The 26957-nt window shown below is 65.3% G+C and carries 1 protein-coding gene; it reads right to left on the minus strand.

The window, feature by feature from the left end; genetic code table 11:
- Positions 1 to 34 precede the first annotated feature (34 nt).
- On the minus strand, positions 35 to 26956 hold the full coding sequence (locus CH292_RS22340) for a non-ribosomal peptide synthase/polyketide synthase (protein ID WP_094655780.1): 26922 nt from the start codon (positions 26954 to 26956) through the stop codon (positions 35 to 37).
- Position 26957 lies beyond the last annotated feature (1 nt).

Consider the following 26957-nt stretch of genomic DNA (forward strand, 5'->3'; position numbering starts at 1 on the left):
TCCTCGGTCGTCCATTTCAGAAGAGAAAAGCACTCTATTTCGCCAGATAATTCTCCAGAACATTGCCGACTTCGGAAAGAACTTCGGGTTCGATCATTTGATTGTGAGCACAATCGATCGTCCTGATTTCAAGTTCTCCTTCGATGAATGCATTCCATACCGCTGGATCGCGGTCGACCCCGTCACCCGACCCGCGACCTGCCGCGAAGAACAAGACATTCCCGTCGAAGACGTCGGGCACGAAACGACTCATGATCGACGTCGAATTGGCAAAACCGTCGTTGATGCGCTCGAGGTGCTCCGGGGTCAGACCGATGTCCTGTCCGAACGACGCCGACAACAATTCGACAGCGCCCTCGTAGGTCAGCGGCCCATCCGACGCGACGGTCGGCAGGTCGAGTCCGAGCCCCTCGAGTAGTTCCTCGACGCTGAGCTTCCCCTGAGGAGTGTCGTAACCGGACTCGACGTAGCTGTCCATGATGGTCAACGAATCGACATCCGCTCCGCCCCGCCGGAGCTCGACCGCCACCGCATGGGCGACAGCACCGCCGAGAGACCAACCGAGCAGGTTGTACGGACCGGCGGGACGGACCCGACGGATCTCCTGCGCGTACCGAGCTGCCAGCGCCTGGATCGAATCGAACGACCCTCCCTCGGTGATACTCGGCAGCTGCAGGCCGTACACCGGTCGATCGTCGGCGAGGTGCCGGACGATTCCCGAATACCCCCACGACAACCCGATTCCGGGATGGATGCAGAACAGCGGGTCTCCGCTGCCTTCTGCGCGGAGAGGTACGACCACACCGAATGCGCTGTTCAAGCCCGCCCCAGCCGTGTCCTCGCTGCTGTCCACCCGCGCCGCAAGTCCGGCCGGCGTCGGATCGAGGAACAGTGCCTGCAGCGGAACCCTCACACCGGTCGCAGATTCCAACGCCGGTACCACTCGGGTTGCGACGAGTGACGTACCGCCGAGGTCGAAGAAGTTGTCGTCGACTCCGACGCGCTCGACACCGAGGACGTCGGCGAACACATCCACGACCGCCTGTTCGGTTGCGGTCGACGGCGCGCGGTACGGCACGGTGGACGCCGTCAGCTCCGGCACCGGCAACGCACGGCGGTCGAGCTTGCCGACGGGCGTCAGCGGAATCTCGTCGAGGAAGACGATTGCCGTCGGAACCATGTGTCGGGGAAGAACCGTCGCCACGTGTTCGGTGACCTCGACGGACCCGACCTCGACCCCGGAGATCGTTCGAACGTACGACACGAGCACCGTGTCGCCCGACGGCGTGGTGTGCCCGATCGTCGCAGCGAAGTTCAGCGCAGGGTGGTCGGTGAGCACCGAGTCGATCTCACCCAGTTCGATCCTGAAGCCACGGACCTTGACCTGGAAGTCACTGCGACCGACGAACTCGATCTTCAGTTCACCCGATTCGTCTCCGTGCGCCGAGCTCACCCACCGCACGACATCGCCGGTCCGGTACATGCGTTCGCCCGCTTCGCCGTACGGGTCGGCAACGAACCGTTCCGCCGTCAAGGCGAACCTCTCCACGTAACCGCGGGCCGTTCCCGGTCCGGCGATGTACAACTCACCCGCGACGCCCGCCGGCACCGGCCGAAGTCTGGCGTCGAGCACGAGGAAGCGGAACCCGATCGCCGGGCTGCCCACGTCGATCGTCCGTCCCGGTACGAGCGGGCCGCCGACGCTGGCCTGGATCGTCGTTTCCGTCGGTCCGTAGCCGTTGAACATCATTCGGCCCGGTGCCCACCGTGCCACCAGTTCCGGAGTGCACGCTTCGCCACCGACCGCCAGGACGCCGACGTCGCCGAGGCGCGTGGGGTCGATCGACGCGAGCGCAGCCGGCGTGAGGAAGGCGTGCGTCACCCGCGAGCGCTCCAGCAGATCGGCCAGGTCGTCGCCGCCGAAGACACCGGGAGGAACGATCACCATGGTGGCGCCCACGCCGAACGCCATCGTCAACTCGTAGATCGATGCGTCGAAACTCGGGGACGCGATGTGCGAGATCCTGGAGTGCTGCGTCGGGTGGAAACGCAACGTGACCTCGTCCTCGAGGTTCGCCAGGCCTCGGTGCCGCACCGCGACGCCCTTCGGTCGACCGGTCGATCCCGACGTGTAGATCAGGTATGCAGGGTTGTCGAGGTGAAGCGGAGTGACCCTGTCCGCGTCGGTCACCGGCGAGGTCGGGTACCGCTTGATGTCGGCGGCGAAATCCTCGTCGTCTACCACGAGCCAGGTGATGCTGTCCGGCAGGGAATCTCGGTGGTCTCCTACGGTCAGTCCGATCGGCGCACGGGAATCGTCGAGCATGTGCGCGATGCGATCCGACGGGTAGTTCGGGTCGACGGGAAGGAACGCGGCACCCGTCTTCGCGACGGACCAGATGGACAGAATGGACTCGATCGACCTCGGCAGAGCCAGCGCAACGAACGTCTCCGGCCCGACACCGAAATCGATGAGCATCCGCGCGATACGGGTCGACCACTCGTCCAACTGGCGGTAGGACAATTCGACGTCGCCGTACTCGACGGCGATACCGTCCGGGTTCGCGGCGGCAGCGTCGGCGAGAATCATCGGCCACGTCCGGAACGGACCGCCCGCCTCGCCCCTGGCCGGCGCGAGGGCCGGATGCTCGTGTTCGCCGAGCACGTCGGCATCCCCGATCGGTGCGGACGGTGCCGACACGGCAGCGCGCAGAATACGAACGAATCTGTCCGCGAACGTCTGAACTGTCGCAGCGTCGAACAGCGACGTCGCGAAGTCGAATGCACCGTCGATACCGGCGGGTTCGCCGGCGTCGACGAACGTCTCCGCCAGCAGCAACTGAAGGTCCTGCTTGGCAACCGGCACATCGAAATCGACGCCTTCGACGGTCAGCTCCGGTAGGTCCAACCGTGCAGCTGTGTTGTTCTGGAACGACAGCGCAACCTGCGACAGCGGAGCGTACGACGTGGACCGAGTCGGGTTGAGGACTTCCACGACACGCTCGAACGGAATCTCCGTGTGGCCGAACGCTTCGAGGTCCGACTCGACGACACGGCCGAGCAACGACTCGAAGGACTCCGCACCGTCGACGACCGTGCGCAGGACCAGAGTGTTCACGAACATGCCGACGAGGTCGTCCAGCGCCGCCTCACCGCGACCGGCGACCGGTGTGGTGATCGCGATGTCGTCGATTCCGCTGAGCCTGGCCAGTGTCGCCGCGAACGCACTGTGCACGACCATGAACATCGTCGCACCGCGGTCACGGGAGAACTCCACCACCCGACGATGCAGATCTGCATCGATGTCGAACTTGACGCGCCCACCGCGGAAGTCCTGGTTGGTCGGACGTGGACGGTCGGTGGGCAAGGGCAGCAGATCAGGTGTACCGCGCAGGGCGGTTCGCCAGAATCCGAGTTGCTGTGCGGCGACGCTGTTCTCGTCGTCCTCGGAGCCGAGCAGTTCTCGCTGCCACAGCGTGTAGTCGGCGTACTGCACTTCGAGGGGACTCCACGCCGGTGCCGAACCCGCCGTCCTCGACGAGTACGCGACCATGACGTCGCGTGCGAGCGGTGCCATCGAAGCTCCGTCCGCCGCGATGTGGTGCACGACCACGGCGAGCACATGGGAGTCCTCGCCGGTTCGATAGAGCGCCAGACGAATCGGGATTTCCGTCGTGACGTCGAACCCGCGGCCCGCGAAGCGACCGAGCGCGTCGACCAGTTCGTTGTCACGCACCGATTCGACCGTCACCTCGGGGATGACCTCCGCGGCGGAGTGAATCACCTGTGCGGGCGACCGCCCGACGTTCGGGAACGTCGTACGCAGCGACTCGTGCCGCTCGAGTACGTCCGCGACAGCTGCTCCTAGCGCGGACTCGTCCAACGACCCGGTGAGTTTCACGACCAGAGGAACGTTGTATGCGGGCGAGGCCGGATCGAACCGGTTGATGAACCACATGCGCTGCTGGGCCAGCGACAGCGGTACCGCCTCAGGCCGCTCGACGGACCGCAAGACCGGACGTCCGCCGGAATCTCCCGCCGATCCGGCAACGAGGCCGGCGAGTCCCGCCACGGTCGGAGCCTCGAAAATGCTGCGCACGCCGATCCGAGTCCCGAATTCGGCATTGACACGGGCAATCACCCGAGTCGCAGACAGCGAGTCACCACCGCGATCGAAGAAGTTGTCCAGCGCACCCACGCGGTCTGCTCCGAGGATCTCGGCGAACACCTCGGCCACCGATGCCTCGGCGTCCGTCCGAGGTGCGACGAAATCCACACCGTCGGAATCGAACTCGGGCGCCGGCAGCGCGCGCCGATCCAGCTTGCCGACCGGAGTCAGCGGGATGTCGTCGAGCTGAACGAACGCAGACGGCACCATGTGGCCCGGTAGCCGCTCGGACGCGTGCGCCGTCAGCTCACCGTGATCGAGCGTCGAACCCGACGTCGACGCACGGACGTACGCAACCAGAACGGTGGCACCGGAGGGTGATTCGGCGCCGATCGTCGCAACGAAATCGACAGCCGGATGCGTGGCGAGCACCGCGTCGATCTCACCGAGCTCGATGCGGAAGCCGCGCACCTTGACCTGGAAGTCACTCCGCCCGACATACTCGATCGTGTAACTCCCGCCGGCTGCACTCGAGTCCATGGTCGTTCCGCGGGCTCCACTCCTCCAGCGGACGAGGTCGCCCGTGCGGTACATCCGCTCACCGGGAGCGCCGAACGGATCGGCCACGAAACGCACCGCACTCAGAGCCGGACGGTCGTGGTATCCCCGGGCGAGACCGACGCCGGCCAGATACAGCTCACCTGTCACGCCCACGGGTACCGGTTGCAGCCTGCTGTCGAGCACGACCTCGTGGACGCCTCGGATCGGACCACCGATCGTCAGAGCAGCCGACGCGTCCAGTGGATCACTGATGTTGGACATGATGGTGGCTTCGGTCGGGCCGTACCCGTTGTAGAGCTTGCGTCCCGGGGCCCACTTGGACACCAGTTCTGCCGGTACGGCCTCACCGCCGACGACCACGTGAGCGAACGTCTCCAGGCCACCGGGATCGACCGACGCCAGCGCCGACGGAGTGATGAACGCGTGCGTCACGGCTTCGTCGGACAGGATTCGGTGCAGTTCCTCGCCGCCGTAGACCGTCGGCGGCACGATGACCATCGTTGCTCCGGCACCGAAGGCCAGCAGATATTCGAGCACCGACGCGTCGAAGCTCGGCGACGACACGTGCAGAGTTCTCGACTTGGGCGTGACCGAGTATCGCTCGGCCTGTTCGTGCGCGAAGTTCTCCAGACCGGAGTGCGTCACCACGACGCCCTTGGGCAGACCCGTCGAGCCCGAGGTGTAGATGGCGTAGGCGGTGCTGTCGACCCCGAGGCCGGCGACACGTTCGTGTTCCGCCAGCGGTTCGGCAGGCATGGCCTGCAGCTCGGCGTCGGTCGCTGGATCGTCGAGCACGATCCAGGGCATGCCGTCGGCGACAGTTTTCGGGAGGTCCCCGAGCCTGTCGGCGATCGTCAGTCCGAACTGGGCGCCCGAGTCGGTCACCATGTGTTCGATGCGATCCCGCGGATATCCCGGGTCGACCGGAACGAACGCTGCACCTGTCTTGGCGACGGCCCAAACAGCGACGACCGATTCGATCGAGCGTGGAAGACCGAGCGCGACGAACGACTCGGCGGATACGCCGCGCTGCAGCAGCAGCCGAGCGAGGCGAGTGGAACTCCTGTCCAGTTCGTCGTAGCCGAGCGATTCGGCACCGAACCGCAACGCGACCCGGCCGGTGGACTTCTTCGCTGCGTTCTCGAAGATGTGACCGAGGAGGACGGTGGAACGTCCCCGAGGTCCGTGGACCGGTGCGAGGGCAGCGCGCTCGGACTCGGCCAGCAGGTCGATACGGGCCAGCGGCGTTCTGTCGTTCTCGACGACGGCGTGCAGAACCCGAGAAATACGCGCGATGATCCGCTCGACGTCGTCGGCAGTGAAGAGCTCGGGCAGGTACTTGACCTTCAGGTGCAACCTGTCGTCCACGGACGCGACGAGTGTCAACGGGTAGTGCGCTGCATCCGTACCGAGAACGTCGGCAACCTTCAGCCCGGCGATGTCGGTGTCCTCTGACAGCCCGGCTTTGTCCACCGGGTACGACTCGAAGACCGTCAGGGTGTCGAACGAGACACCGTTTCCGGCGGCCCTCTGAATATCGGTCAAGCCGAGGTAGTGGTGATCGAGCAGGCTCGCTTGTTCCACCTGTACCCGGTCGACGAGATCTCCGACGGCTTCGGCCGGATCGAGCGAGATGCGCACCGGCAGTGTGTTGATGAACAAACCGATCATCGATTCGATACCGGGGATCTCCGGTGGTCGACCCGAGACAGTCGCCCCGAAGACGACATCGTCACGACCGGTCAGTGCCGCCAGTACGACGCCCCATGCGCTCTGCACGATGGTGTTGAGCGTCGCGCCGCGGTGCGCTGCCAGATCCCGCAGGGCAGCGGTGGTCTCCTTCGACAGCGATTGCGTCGATTCGACGGACACGGCCTCGAGCTTCCGCCCGCGATCCGCGTCGGCCAGCAAGGTCGGTTCCTCGACACCGGACAATGCCCGAACCCACTCCGCCTTGGATGCGGCTGCATCCCGGCGCCGCATCCAGCTCAGGTAATCGCGGTACGCGGGAACGCGGGGCAACATCGAATCGTCGCCGGCCGTCGCGTACAACGTCAGCAGTTCCTTGATCAGCAGCGGCGTGGACCAGCCGTCGAGCAGGATGTGGTGATTGGTGAGCAGCAAGCGCCACTCCCCCGTGCCGTCCGCACCGACGGATTTCGTGATCAGCGTGAACCGAAGCAGCGGAGCGTGATCCAGCGCGAACCTGCGTGCGCGGTCCTGCCGGAGCACCGAGTCGAGCGCTGCGTCGGGATCCGGCGTACCCGACAGGTCCACGTGCGACCACGGCACGTCGATCCCCGTCTGTACGACCTGCACCGAATCACCGTTCGAGTTGTGCACGAACGCTGTTCGCAGGTTCGCATGCCGGTCGAGCAACGTCTGTGCCGCGGCTTTCATACGATCCGCATCCACGACGCCGCGAAGCTCGAGTCCGAGCTGCACCATGTAGGCGTCGACGCCCGTATCGACCTCCAGTGCGACATCCGCGGCGACCTCACCTGCGAGTCTCGCGTGGAACAGGAGCCCGGACTGCAGCGGAGACATCGACCAGACATCATCGAGATCCGGGAATCGATTTTCCAGAGCGCTGATCGTCGGCTGATCGATGTCGACGAGCTCGAGGTCGGACGGTGTGTACCCGCCGGCTTCGGGCGCGTCGGCGTGAGTGGTCAGTGCTGTCAGTGCCTCCACCCACAGTTCCACCAGGCGATCGACCTCGGGTGCGGTGAGGACGCCGGACGGGAACGCGAACGTCGCGTCCAGTACCGGACCTTGGTCGGTGGTGTTGGTGACCGCGTTGATGTCCAGCAGCGCCGGCACCGGCATGTCGGGATTCTGTGCATCGCCGAGCGTGGTGTCGGACACCGGGATCCAGCCGACGTCGTCCATTCCCTCGGAACTGCCCGTGGCGAATCGACCCAGGTAGTTGAAGCTGACCTGAGGCTTCGGGAATCCGGCCAGCGCGGCCCGACCTTCGTCGGTGAGGTACCGCGCCATACCGAACCCGATGCCGTGGTCCGGGATGGCCAGCAACTGTTCCTTGACGGCCTTGATCGCGTCGCCCGCAGCCGACCCTCCGGCAAAGGCGTCGGCGACGTCGATTCCGTTCAGGTCGAGGCGGACCGGGAAGATGGTCGTGAACCATCCCATCGTGCGGCCGAGATCGGCACCGGGTACGACGCCGTCCTCGCGTCCGTGCCCTTCCAGGCTCAACAACGCATCGCTCAGCGGCGTGTCGCCATCGGCGCCGCGTTCGTTGCGCCAGGCGATCAACGCCAGTGCGAGGCCCGCGAGCAGACCGTCGCCGACGCTTCCGTGGAACTTCTCCGGGACTGTGGTGAGCAAGCGCTCGGTGACGGTGACCGGCAACGACGCCCTGATGCGTTCGACCGTAGCGTCGACGTCCACTGTGGGGTCGAGCGCACGAGCTCCGATCAGCGGATCGGGTCCGTCGAGGATCGACGTCCACAACGCGAGTTCGTCGGTGCGCTCGGCGGCGACGTCGACCAGTCCGGTTGCCCAGCGACGCATCGACGTGCCGGTGGGAGCAAGTGCCGGCTGGTCCCCCGCTACTACCTGAGACCACGCCGACGCGAGATCCGGAACCAGAATTCTCCACGAGACACCGTCGATCACCAGGTGGTGTGCGACGACGAGCAAGCGGCCCGCACCGCTGGGAGATTCGAACCAGACCATCTGGATCATGCGGCCGGTCGACGGATCGAGTCGGTCCGCTGCCTGATCCAGTTCCGCAGCAGCCTGTGCCGAGAAGGCGTCGCCGGACACGTCGTCGACCGTCACATGGTGGAGCACCGAGGTGGCCGAGACCGAGCCCACGGCCGCGACCGTCTCGGTCCACACGCCGTTGTCGTCGCGATACAGCTGTGCCCTGAGCATGTCGTGGGTATCGAGAATCGCCTGGACCGTGCTCTCGAGAGTCGACCGGTCGATGGACTTCGGCAGCTGCAGAAGTGCAGTCTGGGTGTATCGACCGAACTCCTCGCTCCGCTCGAGCATCCACTGCACGATCGGAGTCAGAGGTAGATCTCCGACGCCTCCTCCTGGCAGTTCCTCCAGCACGACGACGTCGGCGTCGCCGACGAGTGCCACCACCTCGGCGAGACCGGCAACGGTCTTGCGCTCGAACACGTCGCGGGGGGCGATGACGAGACCTGCTGCCTTGGCGCGAGACACGAGCTGAATCGACATGATGCTGTCTCCACCGAGAGCGAAGAACGAGTCGTCGACGCCGACGGTGTCCAGCCCGAGCACCTCGGCGAACAGCGCGGCCAGGCTGTGTTCGATCTCGGACGCGGGTGCCCGGCTCTGAGTGACCCGAGACGAGAAGTCCGGCGCGGGTAGCGCTTTGCGGTCGAGCTTTCCGTTCGCGGTCAGCGGGAGTTCCGCCAGCACGACGAGTGCCGCAGGCACCATGTACGACGTCAACGACGAGGCGACGTCGTCGAGAACACCTGCGACGTCGAGCGTGCGCCCGGCCTCGGGAACGACGTATCCGACCAGTCGATCACCGGCCCCGTCGTCGCGCACCGAGACGACGGACTGCGCAACTCCGTCGACTCCGAGCAGAGCCGATTCGATCTCGCCGAGCTCGATACGGAACCCGTGCAGTTGGACCTGCATGTCACTACGACCGAGGTATTCGAGCCGACCTTCGCGGTTCCATCGAGCGGTGTCGCCCGTTCGATACATCCGTGCGCCGTCGGTGTCGTCCGGATCGGCGACGAAACGCGTTGCCGACAGTCCGGCGCGTCCGAGGTATCCCCGGGACAGCTGGCCACCCGAGACGTACATCTCGCCGGTCACTCCAGGCGGAACGAGCCGCAACCTGTTGTCGCGGACCGACACCGAGAGCCCGGGGATCGCCTGGCCGATGACGCTCGCCGACGCCGAGGCAGCGAACTGCTCGGTCAGCGCAAGGTGGCTCACGTGCACGGTGGTCTCGGTGATTCCGTACATGTTCACCAACGTCGGAGCGTTCTCCGGGTGGCGTGCGTACCACCGGCCGAGCTGACCGAGGTCGAGCGCTTCACCGCCGAAGACGATGTACCGCAACGCAAGTCCTGCGGAATCTGCAGGCGCGACACGGTCTGCCTCGGCGAACTGGTAGAACGCCGTCGGGGTCTGATTCAGAACCGTGACCTGTTCGGCAACGAGCAACTCTCGGAACAACTCCGGCGAGCGAGCGGTGTAGTAGTCGACGACCACGAGGGTGCCGCCGTAGAGCAGTGGCCCCCACAACTCCCACACCGAGAAGTCGAAGGCGTAGGAGTGGAACATCGTCCACACATCGGTCTCGTCGAACTCGAACAAGTCGACGGTGTTCTCGAACAGCGTGGCCACCGTGGAGTGCGCAACCTGCACGCCCTTGGGGCGGCCCGTACTGCCCGAGGTGTAGATGACGTAGGCGATCGACTCCGCGTCGACGAGTCCACCGACTTCGTCCGGCGTCAGCGGACCCGAGTCGAGACCGTCGAGCACCTCGACCACGGACGGATCGTCGAGCAGAACGGTCGTCAGTTCGTCGGTCGGCACCGCCGTGACATCGGCGATCGTGGACACCACACAGACCGGCCGAGCGTCCTCGAGCATGAACGCCAACCGGTCGGCCGGATAGGTCACGTCCACCGGCAGGTAACCGCCGCCTGCCTTGAGGACCGCGAGCAGGACGACGACCAGTTCGGCGTTGCGCGGCATCGCCACCGCGACCAGGGTTTCCGGACCGACTCCTCGCGACACGAGGTGACGGGCAAGCTGATTGGACCGCCCGTCCAGCTCGGCGTAGGTGTAGCGGCGACTGCCGAACACCACCGCAGTGTGATCCGGGAACCGTGCAGCCGACGCTTCGAAACGCTGCGCCAGAGTGTCGTTCGACGAAGTCGATCCCTCGTGATTCCAGTCCACCGTGAGCGCGTGAACTTCGTCGTCCGTCAGTATGTCGACATCGCCGATGGCGCGGTCGGGGGCAGCAGTCACGCCGTCGACGAGCATCGAGAACCGTCGGACGAACTCCCGAACCGTCGACTCCTCGAACAGATCGGTGGCGTACGTGAACGCCATGTCGATGCCGGAGGGAACGCCGTCGTCGTCGAAGTTCTCGGACACGGTCAACTGCAGATCGAACTTCGCGATGCCTGCATCGATGTCGACTCCGTCGACGACGAGATCGGGTAGCTCGAGGTGCGCGCGCTCATTGTTCTGGAACTCCAACAACACCTGGAACAACGGAGAATGATCCGTCGACCGCGACGGCGCGAGCTCGTCCACCAACCGCTCGAACGGCACATCGGTGTTGTCGAACGCAGCCAGATCCGCCGCCCGCGTCGCCGCCAACAACTCCACGAACGACAGGTGCGCCGACACCTCCGTCCGCAACACCAACGTCCCCACGAACATACCGACCAACGCATCCAACCCGGCCTCACCACGACCCGCGATCGGCGTACCCACCACGATGTCCTCGGTACCACTCAACCTGGCCAACAGAGCGGACCAGACTGCGTGGACGGTCATGAACATCGTTGCCCCACTGCGCCGGCTGATCTCGGTCAGCGCGGCGTGGGTGTCGGACGAGAGATGGAACGGTACCGAGGCACCGCGAAGCGACTGCTGGTTCGGCCGTGGCCTGTCGATCGGCAGCGGCAGAACCTCGGGTACGTCCGCCAGCGTGCGCGCCCAGAAGGCCAGTTGGCGTGCGGCCAGTGACGCCGAGTCGGACTCGTCACCCAGAAGAGCCTGTTGCCACAGTGCGTAATCGGCGTACTGCACCGCGAGAGGTTCGCGGACAGGGGCAGAACCTGCCACCCGCGCCGAGTACGCGATCATCACATCCGAGGCGAGCGGCGCCATGGAGGCACCGTCGGCCGCGATGTGATGCACGACGATGGCCAACACATGCTGGTCTTCACGACCGTCGAGCCGGTACAGCGAGGCACGGAACGGCATGTCGGTCGTGACGTCGAACCCGTGGGATGCATCCGCCATGATCCGTGCCGTCAGATCGCCCGCGTCCACGTCGACGACATCGAGGACATCGAGGACGAAACGGTCGTCGGGGACCGAGTGGATGTGCTGCCTCGGCCGCTCACCCGCCATCGGGAACGTCGTACGCAGACTCTCGTGCCGCGCAACCACATCCGAGACCGCTGCCCCGAGCGCTTCGACATCGAGATGTCCGGTCAAGCGCACCGCGAGTGGGATGTTGTAGGCAGCCGACTTCGTGTCGAACTGGTTGATGAACCACATCCGCTGCTGTGCTTGCGACAACGGCACGATCTCCGGGCGCACCGCAGGCACCAACGGGGGTCGATCCGCGGCGGATTCGTCGGACTGCGCTCGCAGCGACAACGTTGCGACGGTGGGTGATTCGAAGAGCGCACGCACAGTCACCGAACTGCCCAGGGCAGAGTTCACCCGCGAAGTGACCCTGGTGGCACTGAGCGAGTCACCACCGAGATCGAAGAAGTTGTCGTCGACACCGACGGAGTCCAGCCCGAGAACCTCGGCGAACACGTCCGCTATCGCTCGCTCGGTATCCGTCGTCGGATCGCGATGCTCTGCCCCACGCGACAGGTCGGGGACGGGTAGTGCGCGTCGGTCCAACTTGCCCGCCGGAGTCAACGGAATCGACTCCAACACAACGAACGCCGACGGAACCATATGCGACGGCAACACACCCGCCACGAACTCCCGCAAACCCTCCACATCCACAACCGCACCCACCACCGGCAACACATACGACACCAACACCGTCGCACCCGACGGACCATCCACACCCACCGTCGTCACGAAATCCACATCACCATGACCCACCACCACCGAATCGATCTCACCCAACTCGATCCGGAAACCACGCACCTTCACCTGAAAATCACTACGACCCACATACTCCAACACACCCGAACCGGACCACCGCACGACATCACCCGTGCGATACATCCGCACACCACCACCGAACGGCGCCGCAACGAACCGCTCCGCCGTCAACGAAAAACGATCATGATAACCACGAGCCACACCAGGACCCGACAAATACAACTCACCCACCACACCCACCGGAACAGGCCGCAGCATGGAGTCGAGAACGACAACCGAGAATCCGCGCACCGGTGAGCCGATATCGATGGGTGCACCTGGACGCATGGGTGTACCGAGCGACGCGAACACGGTCGCTTCCGTCGGTCCGTAGGCATTGAACAGATCGCGGCCCGGGGCCCACCGTTCCACCAACTCGGAACCGGCGGCGTCGCCGCCCGTCACCACGACCTGCAGATCGTCCAGACCCGATGGATCAACCGACGCCAACGCAGCAGGAGTCACGAACGCATGGGTCACCGATTTCTCGGCCAGCACCGCTGCGAGCTCGACGCCGCCGTAGACGTCGGTCGGCGCGATGACCATGGTTGCGCCGCCACAGAACGCCAACACCATCTCGAGCACCGACGCATCGAAGCTCGTCGACGCGAAGGCGAGCACACGCGAGTCGGTGGTGACCCGGAAGCGGGTCCGCTCCTCCTCGGCGAGATCGGCGATACCGCGGTGCGTGACCACCACGCCCTTCGGCACACCTGTCGATCCCGAGGTGTAGATCAGATACGCCGCATCGTCCAGCGACGGAACTGCCCGGCTGTCCGGCCGTCGACCGTCGACTGCCACAGAAGTCGACTCGGATGCAGACCAGTCGATCTCGTCGAGGACGATCCAGTCGACCTCCCGCCCCGCTTCGGTCAGCACGTCGGTGTACCGAGCCACCGAGATACCCACCGGTGCCGAGGAGTCGGTCAACATGTGTTCGATGCGATCCTGCGGATACGACGGATCGACGGGGAGAAACGCTCCGCCGGCCTTCGCCACAGCCCATACCGAGACGACGTACTCGATGGAACGCTGCAGTCCCACCGCCACATAGGTGCCCGGGCGGACACCGCGCGAGCGCAGCACGTCGGCAACTCGCGAGGATCGCGCGTCCAGTTCCTGATATGTCACGGATTCGTTGCCCGCGACCACGGCGATCGCGTCGACACCGCCGGTGACGACGGCTGTGTTCACGGCGTCGGCGAAGACGTCGGACAACAGTCGTCCGGCAACGGATTGCGCGCCGTGTACCGGGATCAAAAGGTCACGCTCGGACTCGGACAACAGTTGCAGCTGCCCGACAGGTAGTTCCGGCTGGGTCGCGAACGCGTCCAGGACGGCCACGATCCTGCCGAGAATGGTCTCCACGGCATCCTGCTCGAACACCTCGGGCAGGTACTTCGCTTCGACGTGCAGTCGATCGTCGGCCATCGCGACCAACGTGAGCGGATACTGCGCGGTGTCGCTGCCGTCGACGATTCCCGACACACGCAGCCCTGCGATGTCGGTCTCGTCGGACAGTCCACCGCGGTCGACGGGGTACGACTCGAACACCGTCAGTGTGTCGAAGGCGACCACTGGACCGACGGCCCGCTGGATCTCGGTGAGACCGAGGTAGTGGTGGTCGAGCAGACCTGCCTGCTCGTTCTGCAGGCGGATGACGAACTCGCTCAACGACTCCCGCGGATCGAGCGACACTCGAACCGGGAGAGTGTTGATGAACAGGCCGATCATCGATTCGATGTCGTTGATCTCCGGCGGCCGCCCGGACACGGTCGCGCCGAACAGGACGTCGGTGCGTCCGGTCAGCGTCGCGAGCACTGTGCCCCACGCTGCCTGTACCAGGGTGTTGATCGTGACACCACGGTCCCGAGCGAACACGCGGAGCGCAGTGGTGTCCGCCGCGTCGAACGACGTCAGCGCACGACCGGCTCGGGTCGATTCCTGTCGCCGGCTCTCGACCGGGGTCAGGAGAGTCGGCTCGGACAGTCCCTCGAGCGCCGAGATCCAGGCCTGACGACCGGCTTCGCCGTCGCGCCTGTTCATCCACGCCAGATAATCGCGGTAAGCGGGCACCCGAGGGAGCACCGCGTCGTCGCCGTCCGTCGCGTACAGAGTCAGCAGCTCGCGGATGACGAGCGGCGTCGACCAACCGTCGATCAGGATGTGGTGGTTGGTCAGCACGAGTCGCCACTGTCCTTCGGCGACCTGGACGAACGTGAACCGCAGCAGCGGTGCGTCGGCCATGTTGAATCGGGTTGCGCGGTCGGCGGCGAGGATGCGATCGAGCTCGGCGTCCTTGCCCTCTGCCGGCACGTCCCGCAGGTCGATGTCCGACCACGGAACGTCGACGCTTCGCTGAACGACCTGCAGGGCGTTGCCGTCGAGGTCGTGAACGAAGGCCGACCTGAGGTTGGCATGGCGATCGAGCAGAACCTGAGCGGACCGATGCAACCGGTCCGCATCGACCGAGCCGCCGAGTTCGATGACGAGTTGGACGATGTAGGCGTCGACCGTCTGATCGGACAGCTCGGCATGGAAGAGCATGCCCGATTGCAACGGAGACATCGACCAGATGTCGGTCAACGTCGAATACCGCTTCTCGATGTCGACGATCGAACTCTGCGGCAGCGCAACGAGATCGAGGTCCGACGGGGTGAACCCACCAGCGCCTGCACTGCGCGCGTGCCGGGCGATGCTCGTCAGAGCGTTCACCCACAGGGTCGTCAACTGTTCGACGTCGTCTCGTTCGAGCACTCCCGACGGGTACGCGAACGTGGCGCGGAGGGCGTCACCGCGCTCTCCGCTGGTGGTGACTGCGTTGATGTCCAAGGCGGCCGAGACCGGTAGATCCTGGTTCTGGACATCGCCGATTCTGTCGTCCTCGACCGGGAGCCAGCCCACGCCGCGAAGATTCTCGGGAATTCCCGCGCCGTACCGTCCGAGATAGTTGAAGCTGATCTGCGGCGACGTCAAGGGTGCCAGTACGTTTCGCGACTCGTCGTCCAGGTAGCGGAGCATACCGAAGCCGATGCCGTGGTCCGGAATTCCGAGAAGTCGTTCCTTCACGGATTTGATCAGCGCGCCGGCCGACGAACCGCCGCTCATCGCGTCGTCGACATCGATGCCGCGCAGATCGATTCGAACCGGATAGATGGTGGTGAACCATCCGACGGTACGAGACAGGTCCGCGCCGGGGACGATGTGGTCCTCGCGTCCGTGGGCCTCGAGCGAGACGAGCGAATCCTGGGTCTCGATACCTCGTGCACGTCGCCACGCGCCGACGGCCAGCGCGAGACCGGCCATCAAACCATCGTTGACGCTGCCGTGGAACACTTCCGGAACGGATGTCAGCAATGCCTCGGTCACGTCGGCCGACAGCTCGACCTCGACGTGATCGACCGTGGCGTACACGTCGATTTCCGGGTCGAGCGCTCGCGAACCGACCAGCGGATCGTCCCCGGACAGTGTGTCCTTCCACAACGCCAGCTCGCCCCGGCGGGACTCCGCCGCGTCGGCGAGACCGTGAGCCCAACGCCGCATCGACGTACCGACGGGAAGCAGGCTTATCGCCTCACCGGCCTCGAGCTGTGCCCATGCCGTGGCGAGGTCGGGAACCAATACACGCCACGACACGCCGTCGACGACGAGGTGATGCGCGACGATCAACAGTCGTCCGGACTTGTCGGCGGCTTCGAACCAGACGAACTGGATCATGGAGCCGCTCGCCGGGGCCAGACGTGCTGCTGCGCGTTCGAGCTCGGCCGACGCGACCGAGGAGAACTCGTCACCGGTGCTCGAGCCGACCGAGACATGGTGCACCACCGCGGCAGCCGCGACGGAGCCGATGGGCTGCACGTCCATGCTCCAGTGCTCGTCCTCGTGACGAAGGCGCGCACGCAGCATGTCGTGATGATCGAGCACCGACTGTACGGTCGCTTCCAGTGCGGATCGACCGATGTCGTCCGGCAAGGTCAGCAGCGCTGTCTGTGTGTGGCGGTCGAACACGTGCGTCCGGTCGATCATCCACTGGGTGATGGGCGTGAGCGGCACGTCACCCACGCCGCCGCCCGGAAGTTCTTCCAGCACCGTGACCGAGTCGCCGTCCGCGGACGACGCGACCTCGGCGAGTGCGGCAACCGTTTTGCGTTCGAACACATCCCGCGGCGACAGGACGAGGCCTGCTGCCTTGGCCCGCGACACCAACTGGATGGACATGATGCTGTCTCCGCCGAGAGCGAAGAACGAATCGTCGACACCGACCTGCTCGAGGCCGAGAACTTCGGCGAAGAGTCCAGCCAGCAGCTTCTCGATCGCGGTGTCCGCCGCTCGGCCGATGTCGGCCGGACCGTCGAACGTGGGCTCGGGAAGCGCACGGCGGTCGAGTTTGCCCGCAGGGGTCAGCGGAATCGACTCCAGCCGAACGAACGCGGTGGGGACCATGTGGGCGGGCAACACCGCGGCGACGTGCTCGCGCAGGATCGCCGCATCGACAGTCGGCGACGCGGACTCCGCGGCGACGAACCAGGTCACCAGGATGGTGTTGCCGGCCGGTCCCTTGACGCCGGCTGTCGTCGCGAAGTCGACACCGTCGTGCGCACCGACTGCCGCGTCGATCTCGCCGAGTTCGATGCGGAAACCGCGCACCTTGACCTGCGAGTCACTGCGACCGACGAACTCCAGTGCACCGGCCCGGTTCCAGCGAACGACGTCGCCGGTCCGATACATCCGGCTCCCCGGTTCACCGTAGGGATCCGCCACGAAGCGCTCGGCCGTCAGCGGAAGTCGACCGTGGTAACCGCGGGCGAGAGCCGGACCGGCAAGATACAGCTCACCCGGTACACCGACGGGCACCGGCCGCAAACGAGAATCGAGTACGACCTCGGCGAAACCGATTGTCGGAGAACCGATGTCCACGACGCCGCCGGGGGCGAGCTCGTTGCTGATCGACGAGAAGATGGTGGCCTCGGTCGGTCCGTACGCGTTGAACATCTTCCGGCCGGGCGCCCACCTGGACACCAACTCCGGCGGGCATGCGTCGCCGCCGGTTGCGATGACGCGCAGTTCCGGCAACTCCGTGTGGTCGACCGTTGCCAGCGCCGCAGGAGTGACGAAGGCATGGGTCACGTGCTTGTCGCGCATCAAGTTCGACAGGTCCGGGCCGCCGTACATCCCGGACGGTGCGATCACCATTGTCGCGCCGGCACCGAACGCAAGTACGAACTCCAGGACGGACGCATCGAAACTGGGTGAGGCGAACGCCAACGTACGCGATCCCGGCTCCACCTCGAACCGTGAACGTTCTTCCGCGGCGAGGTTGGCCAGACCGCGGTGGGTCACCACCACGCCCTTGGGCACACCTGTCGACCCTGAGGTGTAGATCAGATACGCAGCGTCGTCGATTCGCAGCGGCTCCACACGCTCGGCGTCGGTGATCGCTGAGGTCGAGAACGTGGACGTCACGTGCTGGAAGCGCGGGTCGTCGAGAACCACCCAGACGACACGGTCGGACAACGCCGCCAGTGCGGAGTTGTCGGCGAGCGTCGTCAGTCCCAGCGCAGCACCCGAATCGGTGATCATGTGCGTGATTCGGTCTGCTGGGTACGTCGGGTCGACAGGCAGGAACGCCGCTCCGGCCTTCGCCGTGGCCCAGATGGCGACGATGGAGTCGACGCCACGCGGAAGTGCGAGCGCAACCACGTCACCGGGGCCGACACCGTGGTCGACGATCAGACGAGCCAGTCGGGAGGACCGAGCGTCCAACTCCCCGTACGTCATGACCCCGTTGTCGACATCGAGCGCATGGGCCGACTCGCCTGCGGACGCGACGGAGTCCGCCAGCAGTTCGGGCAACAGCCGAGGTGGCATCGGCGTGGCGCCGCGAACGGGCGTCAGCGCGTCGAGTTCGTCCGCGGACAGTATGTCGATGTCGCCGACGGCAACGCCGGAGTCCGAGGTGACCGCGTCCACGATTCGAACGAATCGGTGCGCGAACGTGTCGACGGTGGCAGCGTCGAACAGGTCGGTGGCGTACCGGAAGGAGGCCTCGATACCGGCAGCCTGTCCGGACGCGTCGAAGCGCTCGGACACGGTCAGTTGCAGATCGAAATTGGCGATGTCGTTCGCCAGATCCATTGCCTCGACGTTCAACCCGGGCAAAGTGATGTTCGGGCGATCCGTGTGCTGGAATTCCAGCATCACCTGGAACAGCGGGGTATGCGAGGTGGACCGGACGGGATCGAGCGCATCGACGACGCGCTCGAACGGAATGTCCGAGTGAGTGAACGCCGCGAGGTCGGTGGCCCTGACATCGGCCAGCAGGTCGCGGAAGGACCGCGCGGCGTCGATCTCGGTCCGCAGAACGAGTGTGTTGACGAACATTCCGACGAGATCGTCGAGTGCGGCGTCACCGCGACCGGCGATCGGTGTACCGACCGAGATGTCCGACGACGCGGACAGGCCGGACAGAAGCACCGCGAGCGACGCGTGAACGATCATGAACACGCTGGAATCGCGCAGCGTGGCCAACTCCGTCATCCGTGCGTGGACCTGGGAGTCGATCGAGAACTCCACTGCCGCACCGCGGAAGGACGATTCGGCCGGACGCGGACGGTCCGACGGGAGGTGGAGAACATCCGGGGCTCCGGACAAGGTGTCCACCCAGAAGCCGAGTTGCTTGTTCATCACGGAATCGGTGTCCGATTCCTCACCCAGGAAGGCGCGCTGCCACAGCGAGTAATCCGCGTACTGCACAGGCAGAGCCGACGTCGTCGGCGCCTCGCCCTGGGTACGCGCGCTGTAGGCGACGATCAGATCCCGAGCGAGCGGACCGGTCGAGAATCCGTCGGAGGAGATGTGGTGCACGACGAACGCGAGCACGTGATCCTCCGGTCCGACCTCGATCAGTCGAGCTCGGACGGGGACACTTCTGGCAACGTCGAATCCTTCGGATGCGACCTCGGTGACGAGGCGAAGGACATCGTCCTCGGACTCGGCCGGGATCGGAGTCAGATCGGGCAGCGCCTGGTGCGATTCCAGAATCGACTGGACGGGACCGTCGTCGGTCAGAGGGAAGACGGTCCGCAAGGCCTCGTGGCGGTCGACGACGTCACCCAGTGCACTGCGCAGTGCGGTGGTATCGAGCCGGCCGGTCAGCCTCATCGCGAAGGCCACGTTGTACGCAGCGGACGATGTGTCGTACTGGTTGATGAACCACATACGCTGCTGTGCAAGAGAAACCGGGATGGACGCCGGTCGCTCCACTGGAACCAGTGCCGGCTTCGGGTCGGTCCGGTAGCCCTGCGATTCGACGGCCGCGGCCAGCGAACGCACGGTCGGCGAGTCGAACAGATCGCGAACGGTCAGGCTCGATCCGAGAGCCGAGTTGATGCGCGCCACGGCTCGCATCGCGACGAGAGAGTTGCCACCGACGGCGAAGAAGTTCTGGGTGACGCCGATGGGTTCTCCGCCCAGAAGCGCGACGAACTCTCCGACGATGATCTCCTCGACCGGATTCGACGGTGCGACGATCTCGTCGTCGGTCAGCGTGAACACCGGGTCCGGCAAGGCTTTCCGGTCGAGCTTTCCGCTGGAGTTCAGCGGGAACTCGGCCAGTTCGACCACGAGCGACGGCACCATGTACGCCGGAAGGGACTCGCCGACGGCGCGTGCCAACTCGGCTACGTCGACGGTTGCTCCCCGCACGGGCACGACGTAGGCCACCAGAGCCTCGCCCGTGGAGACGGTGCGGTGCACGACGGCCACGGCGCGCGCGACGGATGGGTGGCGAAGCAGCGCCGATTCTACTTCCGGCAACTCGATTCGCAGTCCGCGGAGTTTCACCTGGAAGTCGGTTCGGCCGATGTACTCGAGGTTGCCGTCGGCGCGCCAGCGCACGAGATCGCCTGTGCGGTAAAGACGTTCGCCCGGTTCACCGTACGGATCGGCGACGAAGCGATCGGCTGTCAGATCACCGCGACCGACGTAACCACGTGCGAGTTGGACACCTGCCAGGTAGAGCTCACCCGGTGCACCGATCGGCGCAGGCTTCAACGACGCGTCGAGGACGTAGGTGCGCGTGTTCCACACCGGAGCACCGATCGGAATCGACACCGGATCCGACGAGACGCACTGGTACGACGTCACGTCGACCGCTGCTTCGGTGGGACCGTACAGGTTGTGCAACTGCGCATCCGAGAAGGCAGCGAATGCCTCCACCGTCGCAGGTGGCAAAGCCTCGCCGCTGCAGAACACCAAGCGCAGCGACTCGCAGTCCTCGGCGTGCGCACCGTCGACGAAAACGGCGAGCATGGACGGCACGAAGTGAAGGGTGGTGATCCTCTCACGCAGAATCACCCGCGACAGATACTCCGGATCACGGTGACCGTCGGGAGCTGCGATGACCAGTTTGGCGCCTACCTGCAAGGGCCAGAAGAACTCCCACACCGAGACGTCGAAGCTCGCCGGAGTCTTCTGCAGGACGTTGTCCGACGGCTCGAGCCGGTACCGGTCCTGCATCCACAGCAGCCGGTTGACGATGGCCTCGTGCGAGACGGCCACGCCCTTCGGCCGCCCCGTCGAACCGGAGGTGTAGATGACGTAGGCGGTGTTCGCGCCAGTGATGTCGCCGAGACGCTCCGACGAGCCCAGCGGAGTCGTCGCCCTGTCCGAGACATCGATCAGGTCGACGGCGAGGACCGGAGTGGCCACCGACACGTCGATCCAGTCCCTGCTCGTCGTCAGGATGCAGACGGGCTGCGCGCTGTCGATGACGTACGCGGATCGGTCCACGGGATGGTCCGGGTCGATCGGTACGTAGGCGCCGCCGGCTTTCATGATGGCGTACATGCCGACCAGCAGATCGGTGGACCGTCGAATCGCCAGTCCTACATGCGATTCCGGTCCGACTCCCAGCGACACCAGGTGACGTGCGAGCTGGTTGGCACGCTCGTCCAGCTCGCGGTACGTCACGTGCTCGTCGTCGAACACCAGCGCGATCGAGTACGGGCTTCGCGCGACCTGCAGGTCGAACAAGCTGCCGAGCGTCGGGTCCGATCCGACCTGGGGAGGGAGCCGGTGCTCGGTGGAGTTCCATACGGCGAGCACGGTGTCACGCTCGGACACCGACAGGATGTCGAGATCCCGAAGCGGCGCCTGCGGCGCACGGGTGATCGACTCGAGCAACCGGAGAAAACGATCGACGAAACGCTCGATGGTGTCTGGGTCGAACAGGGCGGTGGAGTACGTGAACGCCGCACTCGACGTGCCGCTCTCCCCCGCTGCTTCGTCGATCCGAAGCTGGAGATCGAACTTGGTGGTGTCGGTGTCGATTTCCTCGATGTTCACCGTCAGATCGGGTAGCTCGAGGTGCGCCCGCTGATTGTTCTGGAACTCCAACAACACCTGGAACAACGGAGAATGATCCGTCGACCGCGACGGCGCGAACTCGTCCACCAACCGCTCGAACGGCACATCGGTGTTGTCGAACGCAGCCAGATCCGCCGCCCGCGTCGCCGCCAACAACTCCACGAACGACAGGTGCGCCGACACCTCCGTCCGCAACACCAACGTCCCCACGAACATACCGACCAACGCATCCAACCCGGCCTCACCACGACCCGCGATCGGCGTACCCACCACGATGTCCTCGGTACCACTCAACCTGGCCAACAGGAGCGCCAGTGCGGAATGGAACACCATGAACGGTGTCGCGTCGTGTGCGGCGCCCAGCCGCACGAGCTCGGACCGCAGTCCCGCGGGAATCTCGAATCTCGTCGTTGCGCCCGCCACGGATTGAGTGCTGGGGCGCGGTCGATCGAGAGGCAACGGCAGAACGTCTGGCGCATCCACCAGTACTCGGGACCAATACGCCAACTGGCGGGACATCAGGGATTCCGAGTCGGACTCCGACCCCAGCAGTCCGCGCTGCCACAGCGAGTAATCCGCGTACTGAACTGCCAACGGTTCCCAGGCCGGAACTTCACCGGCCACCCGGGACGAGTACGCGATCATCACATCGGAGGCGAGCGGCGCCATGGAGGCACCGTCGGCCGCGATGTGATGCACCACGATGGCCAGCACATGCCGATCCTCACGACCGTCGAGCCGGTAGAGCGTAGCTCTGATCGGCATGTCGGTCGTGACGTCGAAGCCGCGTGCAGCCTCGGACGACACGTGCCCGGCCAGTGCGCTCTCGTCGATGGACACCATGTCCAGCGACAGATCGACGTCGGCCACGTCGAGCACTACCTGCCGAGGCAGCTCGCCCACCGTCGGGAACACGGTTCGAAGACTCTCGTGGCGTTCGACCACGTCCGTCACCGCTGCGCTGAGCGCCGCGACGTCCACGGCACCGGACAACCGCACTGCCAGTGGGATGTTGTAGGCAGCCGACTGCGTGTCGAACTGGTTGATGAACCACATCCGTTGCTGGGCGAGCGACAACGGAACCACGTCCGGCCGCTCCGCACGAACCAGCGCGGGACGATTCGACGAGCCGGCGGTGTCCTCGGCACGAGCGGTCAACCCGACGACCGTCGGCGCCTCGAACAGATCGAGAACCCGCAGAGACGAACCGAGATCGGCGTTCACCCGAGCGATCAATCGTGTTGCGACCAAGGAGTTTCCGCCGAGATCGAAGAAACTGTCGTCGATGCCGACCTTCGGCGAGTCCAGCAGGTCCGCGAAGACCGCGGCCACTCGTCGTTCGTTGTCCGTCCGTGGGGCACGGAACACCGAGTGCGACGCCAGCGTCGGAGACGGTAGTGCGCGTCGGTCCAACTTGCCCGCCGGAGTCAACGGAATCGACTCCAACACAACGAACGCCGACGGAACCATATGCGACGGCAACACACCCGCCACGAACTCCCGCAAACCCTCCACATCCACAACCGCACCCACCACCGGCAACACATACGACACCAACACCGTCGCACCCGACGGACCATCCACACCCACCGTCGTCACGAAATCCACATCACCATGACCCACCACCACCGAATCGATCTCACCCAACTCGATCCGGAAACCACGCACCTTCACCTGAAAATCACTACGACCCACATACTCCAACACACCCGAACCGGACCACCGCACGACATCACCCGTGCGATACATCCGCACACCACCACCGAACGGCGCCGCAACGAACCGCTCCGCCGTCAACGAAAAACGATCATGATAACCACGAGCCACACCAGGACCCGACAAATACAACTCACCCACCACACCCACCGGAACTGGCTGCAGGCGCGAGTCCAGGACGAGCTGTTCCGAACCCGAGATGGGAGCGCCGATGTCGACACCACGATCGACCGTCAGTGGCTCGCTGACCGATGAGAACACCGTGGCCTCGGTCGGACCGTACGCGTTGAACAGCGACCGCCCTGCACCCCACCGCTCGACCAGCTCCGCACTCGCTGCATCACCACCGGTCACCACGACCTTCAGATCATCCAGACCCGACGGATCCACCGACGCCAACGCAGCAGGCGTCACGAACGCATGGGTCACCGACTCGCCCGACAACACTGCAGCCAACTCGGAACCGCCGTACACATCCGTCGGCGCGATCACCAGTGTGCCGGCGCCGCCGAAGGCCAGCAGCACTTCGAGCACCGACGCATCGAAGCTCGTCGACGCGAACGCGAGCACACGCGAGTCGGTGGTGACCCGGAAGCGAGCCCGCTCCTCCTCCACGAAGTCGCCGAGTCCGCGGTGCGTGACCACCACGCCCTTCGGCACACCTGTCGATCCCGAGGTGTAGATCAGATACGCCGCATCGTCCAGCGCCGGCACCGGACTCGGTGTTTCAGGCCTCGGTGTTTCAGGCCTCGGTGTTTCAGGCCTCGGTGTTTCAGGACTCGACACAGTCTCGGCAGCGACGAGGTTCGATTCGTCGAGCGAGACCCAATCCACCGAGGGCCCGGACTCGGCCAGTCCGTCGATGTACTCCGACGTCGACACCCCTACCGCGACACCGGAATCCGACAGCATGTGCGCAAGGCGATCCGCCGGGTACGACGGGTCGACCGGTACGAATGCACCGCCGGCCTTGGCCACTGCCCACACGGCAATCACGTACTCCACCGAGCGACGCAATCCGACTGCCACGAACGAACCGACACCGACGCCGCGTGCGACCAACAGCTCGCCCAATGCAGTCGACCGAGAATCCAGCTCTCCGTAGGTCACCGGTGCACCCGAACCCGCAACCACCAATGCCTCGGCACTCGCCCCCGCGGCCTTCACCGCGGAGGCGAAGATCTCCGGCAACAACTGCCCGCCCACCGACGACGCACCGCGAACCGGGACCAGCGCAGCCCGCTCGGCGGACGTCAGAACATCGACGTCGCCGACCGGACGGGCCGGATCGGTGGCCGCGCTGCGCAGCAACGTCACGAGCCTGTCGAGATGCGCCTGCGCTCGGCCGTCGTCCGCTTCCGAGTCATGGACGAACCGAATCGACATACCGGCGGGAACGCCGAGCGCATCGAACGTCTCGTGCACGGTGACCACGACGTCGACCACATCGAGATCGTCGCCCAGGTCCTCGACTCCGAACGACAGAAGCACGCGGATCAAGTCCGCTGTCGTGGACCCCGCCGAGTTGACCGTCGCACCGACCGACTCCAGCGATGCGCCCGCGTGAGCCAGTGCAGCCGAATCGATGTCACGCAGCCGAGCACCGAGATCGGAGAACGACTCCGCTGCGTCGACCGACGACCGGAGGACGACGACGTTGCCGTCGGTCGATCGCGTACGCACGCCGATCGAGATGTCGGTTTCGTCGGCCAGTCGTGACAGCAGCACGGCCAATGCCGAGTGGACGGACACCAGCACGCTGGCGTTCTGGTGGTTGGCCGCCGACAACAGTCCGCGGTGGGTGGCGGCGTCGATCGACGCGGAGGCTGTCCTCGGAGTCGGAGCGCCCGTCCGTTCCCCAGTGGATGCTGCGCTGTCGAACCCGGCGAAACCGACGGGGCTGGGCGCGTCGGAGAGCACCGACGTCCAGTAGTCGAGTTCGGAACGCTCGGCGCGCCGAATCCTTCCCACGTCCGCACTCGGGCGATGAACGGTATCGACCGCGTCGTGCGGGCTCGCTTCGACGAACGCGTCGACGACCTCGACGAACGTGCGGTGGTGACGGACGAGGTCCTCGTCGACGTAGCGATTCGGGTTTCCGCGGAAGTCCACGAACGTTCGTGCAGGGCTACCACTCTGGTAGATGTTGACCAGCAGGTCCTCGACCGGACCGGAAGTGACGATGTTGAATTCGCCTGCAATGGAACCGAGTTGGATCTGCTGGTGGAACAGCATCACGTTGACCATCGGACCCGTGAGGTCGGCGTCCCGGCCGCGCGTCGCGAGTTCGCGCCGAATGTCTTCGAGGCTGAACCTCTGGTGACGCAACGCACCCATGAGTTCCAGCTGCACCTGCTGTACGAGGTCGCCCACGGTGCCGTCGGGATCCACACGGATCGACAGCGGAGCGACGTTGACGAGCATGCCACCCGAACGACGGAGCAACGCGGTGGTTCTTGCCGACACGGGAATGTTGATCAGCACCTCGTCGCGCCCGGTGACCCTGGCGAGGTAGCACGCGAACGCGGCGATGACGACGGCCGCGGACGTCGCGCCCTTGGTCGCGTCCGATGCTTCGAGCGCATCGACGATCTCGGTGCGCAACGCTTCGCTCGACAGTGTGCTTGCCGCGACGGTCGCGCCGGGTGTGTTCGCGAGGGAAGCACCACCACGCGCGTGGCCGACGTGTTCGACCCAGTAGTCGCGGTCCGATTCGAATCGACCGGAGGAGCGGTACTCCTGGTCCAGCTGGTACAGCTTCTGCAGTTCGGCGGCTTTGGCCGGTGGCGGCTGTGTGCCTTCCTGCTCCGCGGTGTAGAGCTCCGCCGTCCGATTCACCATCGTCATGGCTCCGTAGCCGTCGAGCGCAACGTGGTGGATCTTGCTGTACCAGAGGTACCGGTCGTCCTCGACGTGAAGAATCCAGACGTCCACCAGGCGATCGGTGGTCACGTCGACCGGAGCGGTGTAGTTGCGATCGATCCACGTCTTCGCCGCGGCCATGGGGTCGTCCTCGGACCGCAGATCGAGGTAGTCGACCGAGTCGTCGATGCTGTGATCGATCACCTGCATCGGTTCGCCGTCGACCTCGAACAGACGGATGAAGGCGGACTGGAACTCATGGCCGGCTTGACGCGTCGACTTCCTCAACAACTCCAGGTCGAGGTCGCCCCGCAAGTCCACGTACTGCGCGATGCAGACAGGAACCGACGGCGCCAACTGCTGAGCGAACCACATTCCACGCTGAGCCGACGACAACGGGAACGGCTCCGATGCACCTCCCTCCGGAGGAAGTGATCCATGGGACTCGCCTGAGACCGCGGCGCGCATT

The sequence above is a fragment of the Rhodococcus sp. 14-2470-1a genome, assembly GCF_002259425.1.
In the GTDB taxonomy this organism is placed as follows: Bacteria; Actinomycetota; Actinomycetes; order Mycobacteriales; family Mycobacteriaceae; genus Rhodococcoides; species Rhodococcoides fascians_E.

Coding starts and splice junctions, on each gene's coding strand:
- CH292_RS22340 (WP_094655780.1), bottom strand. CDS start 26,956: ATGCGCGCCGCGGTCTCAGGCGAGTCCCATGGATCACTTCCTCCGGAG.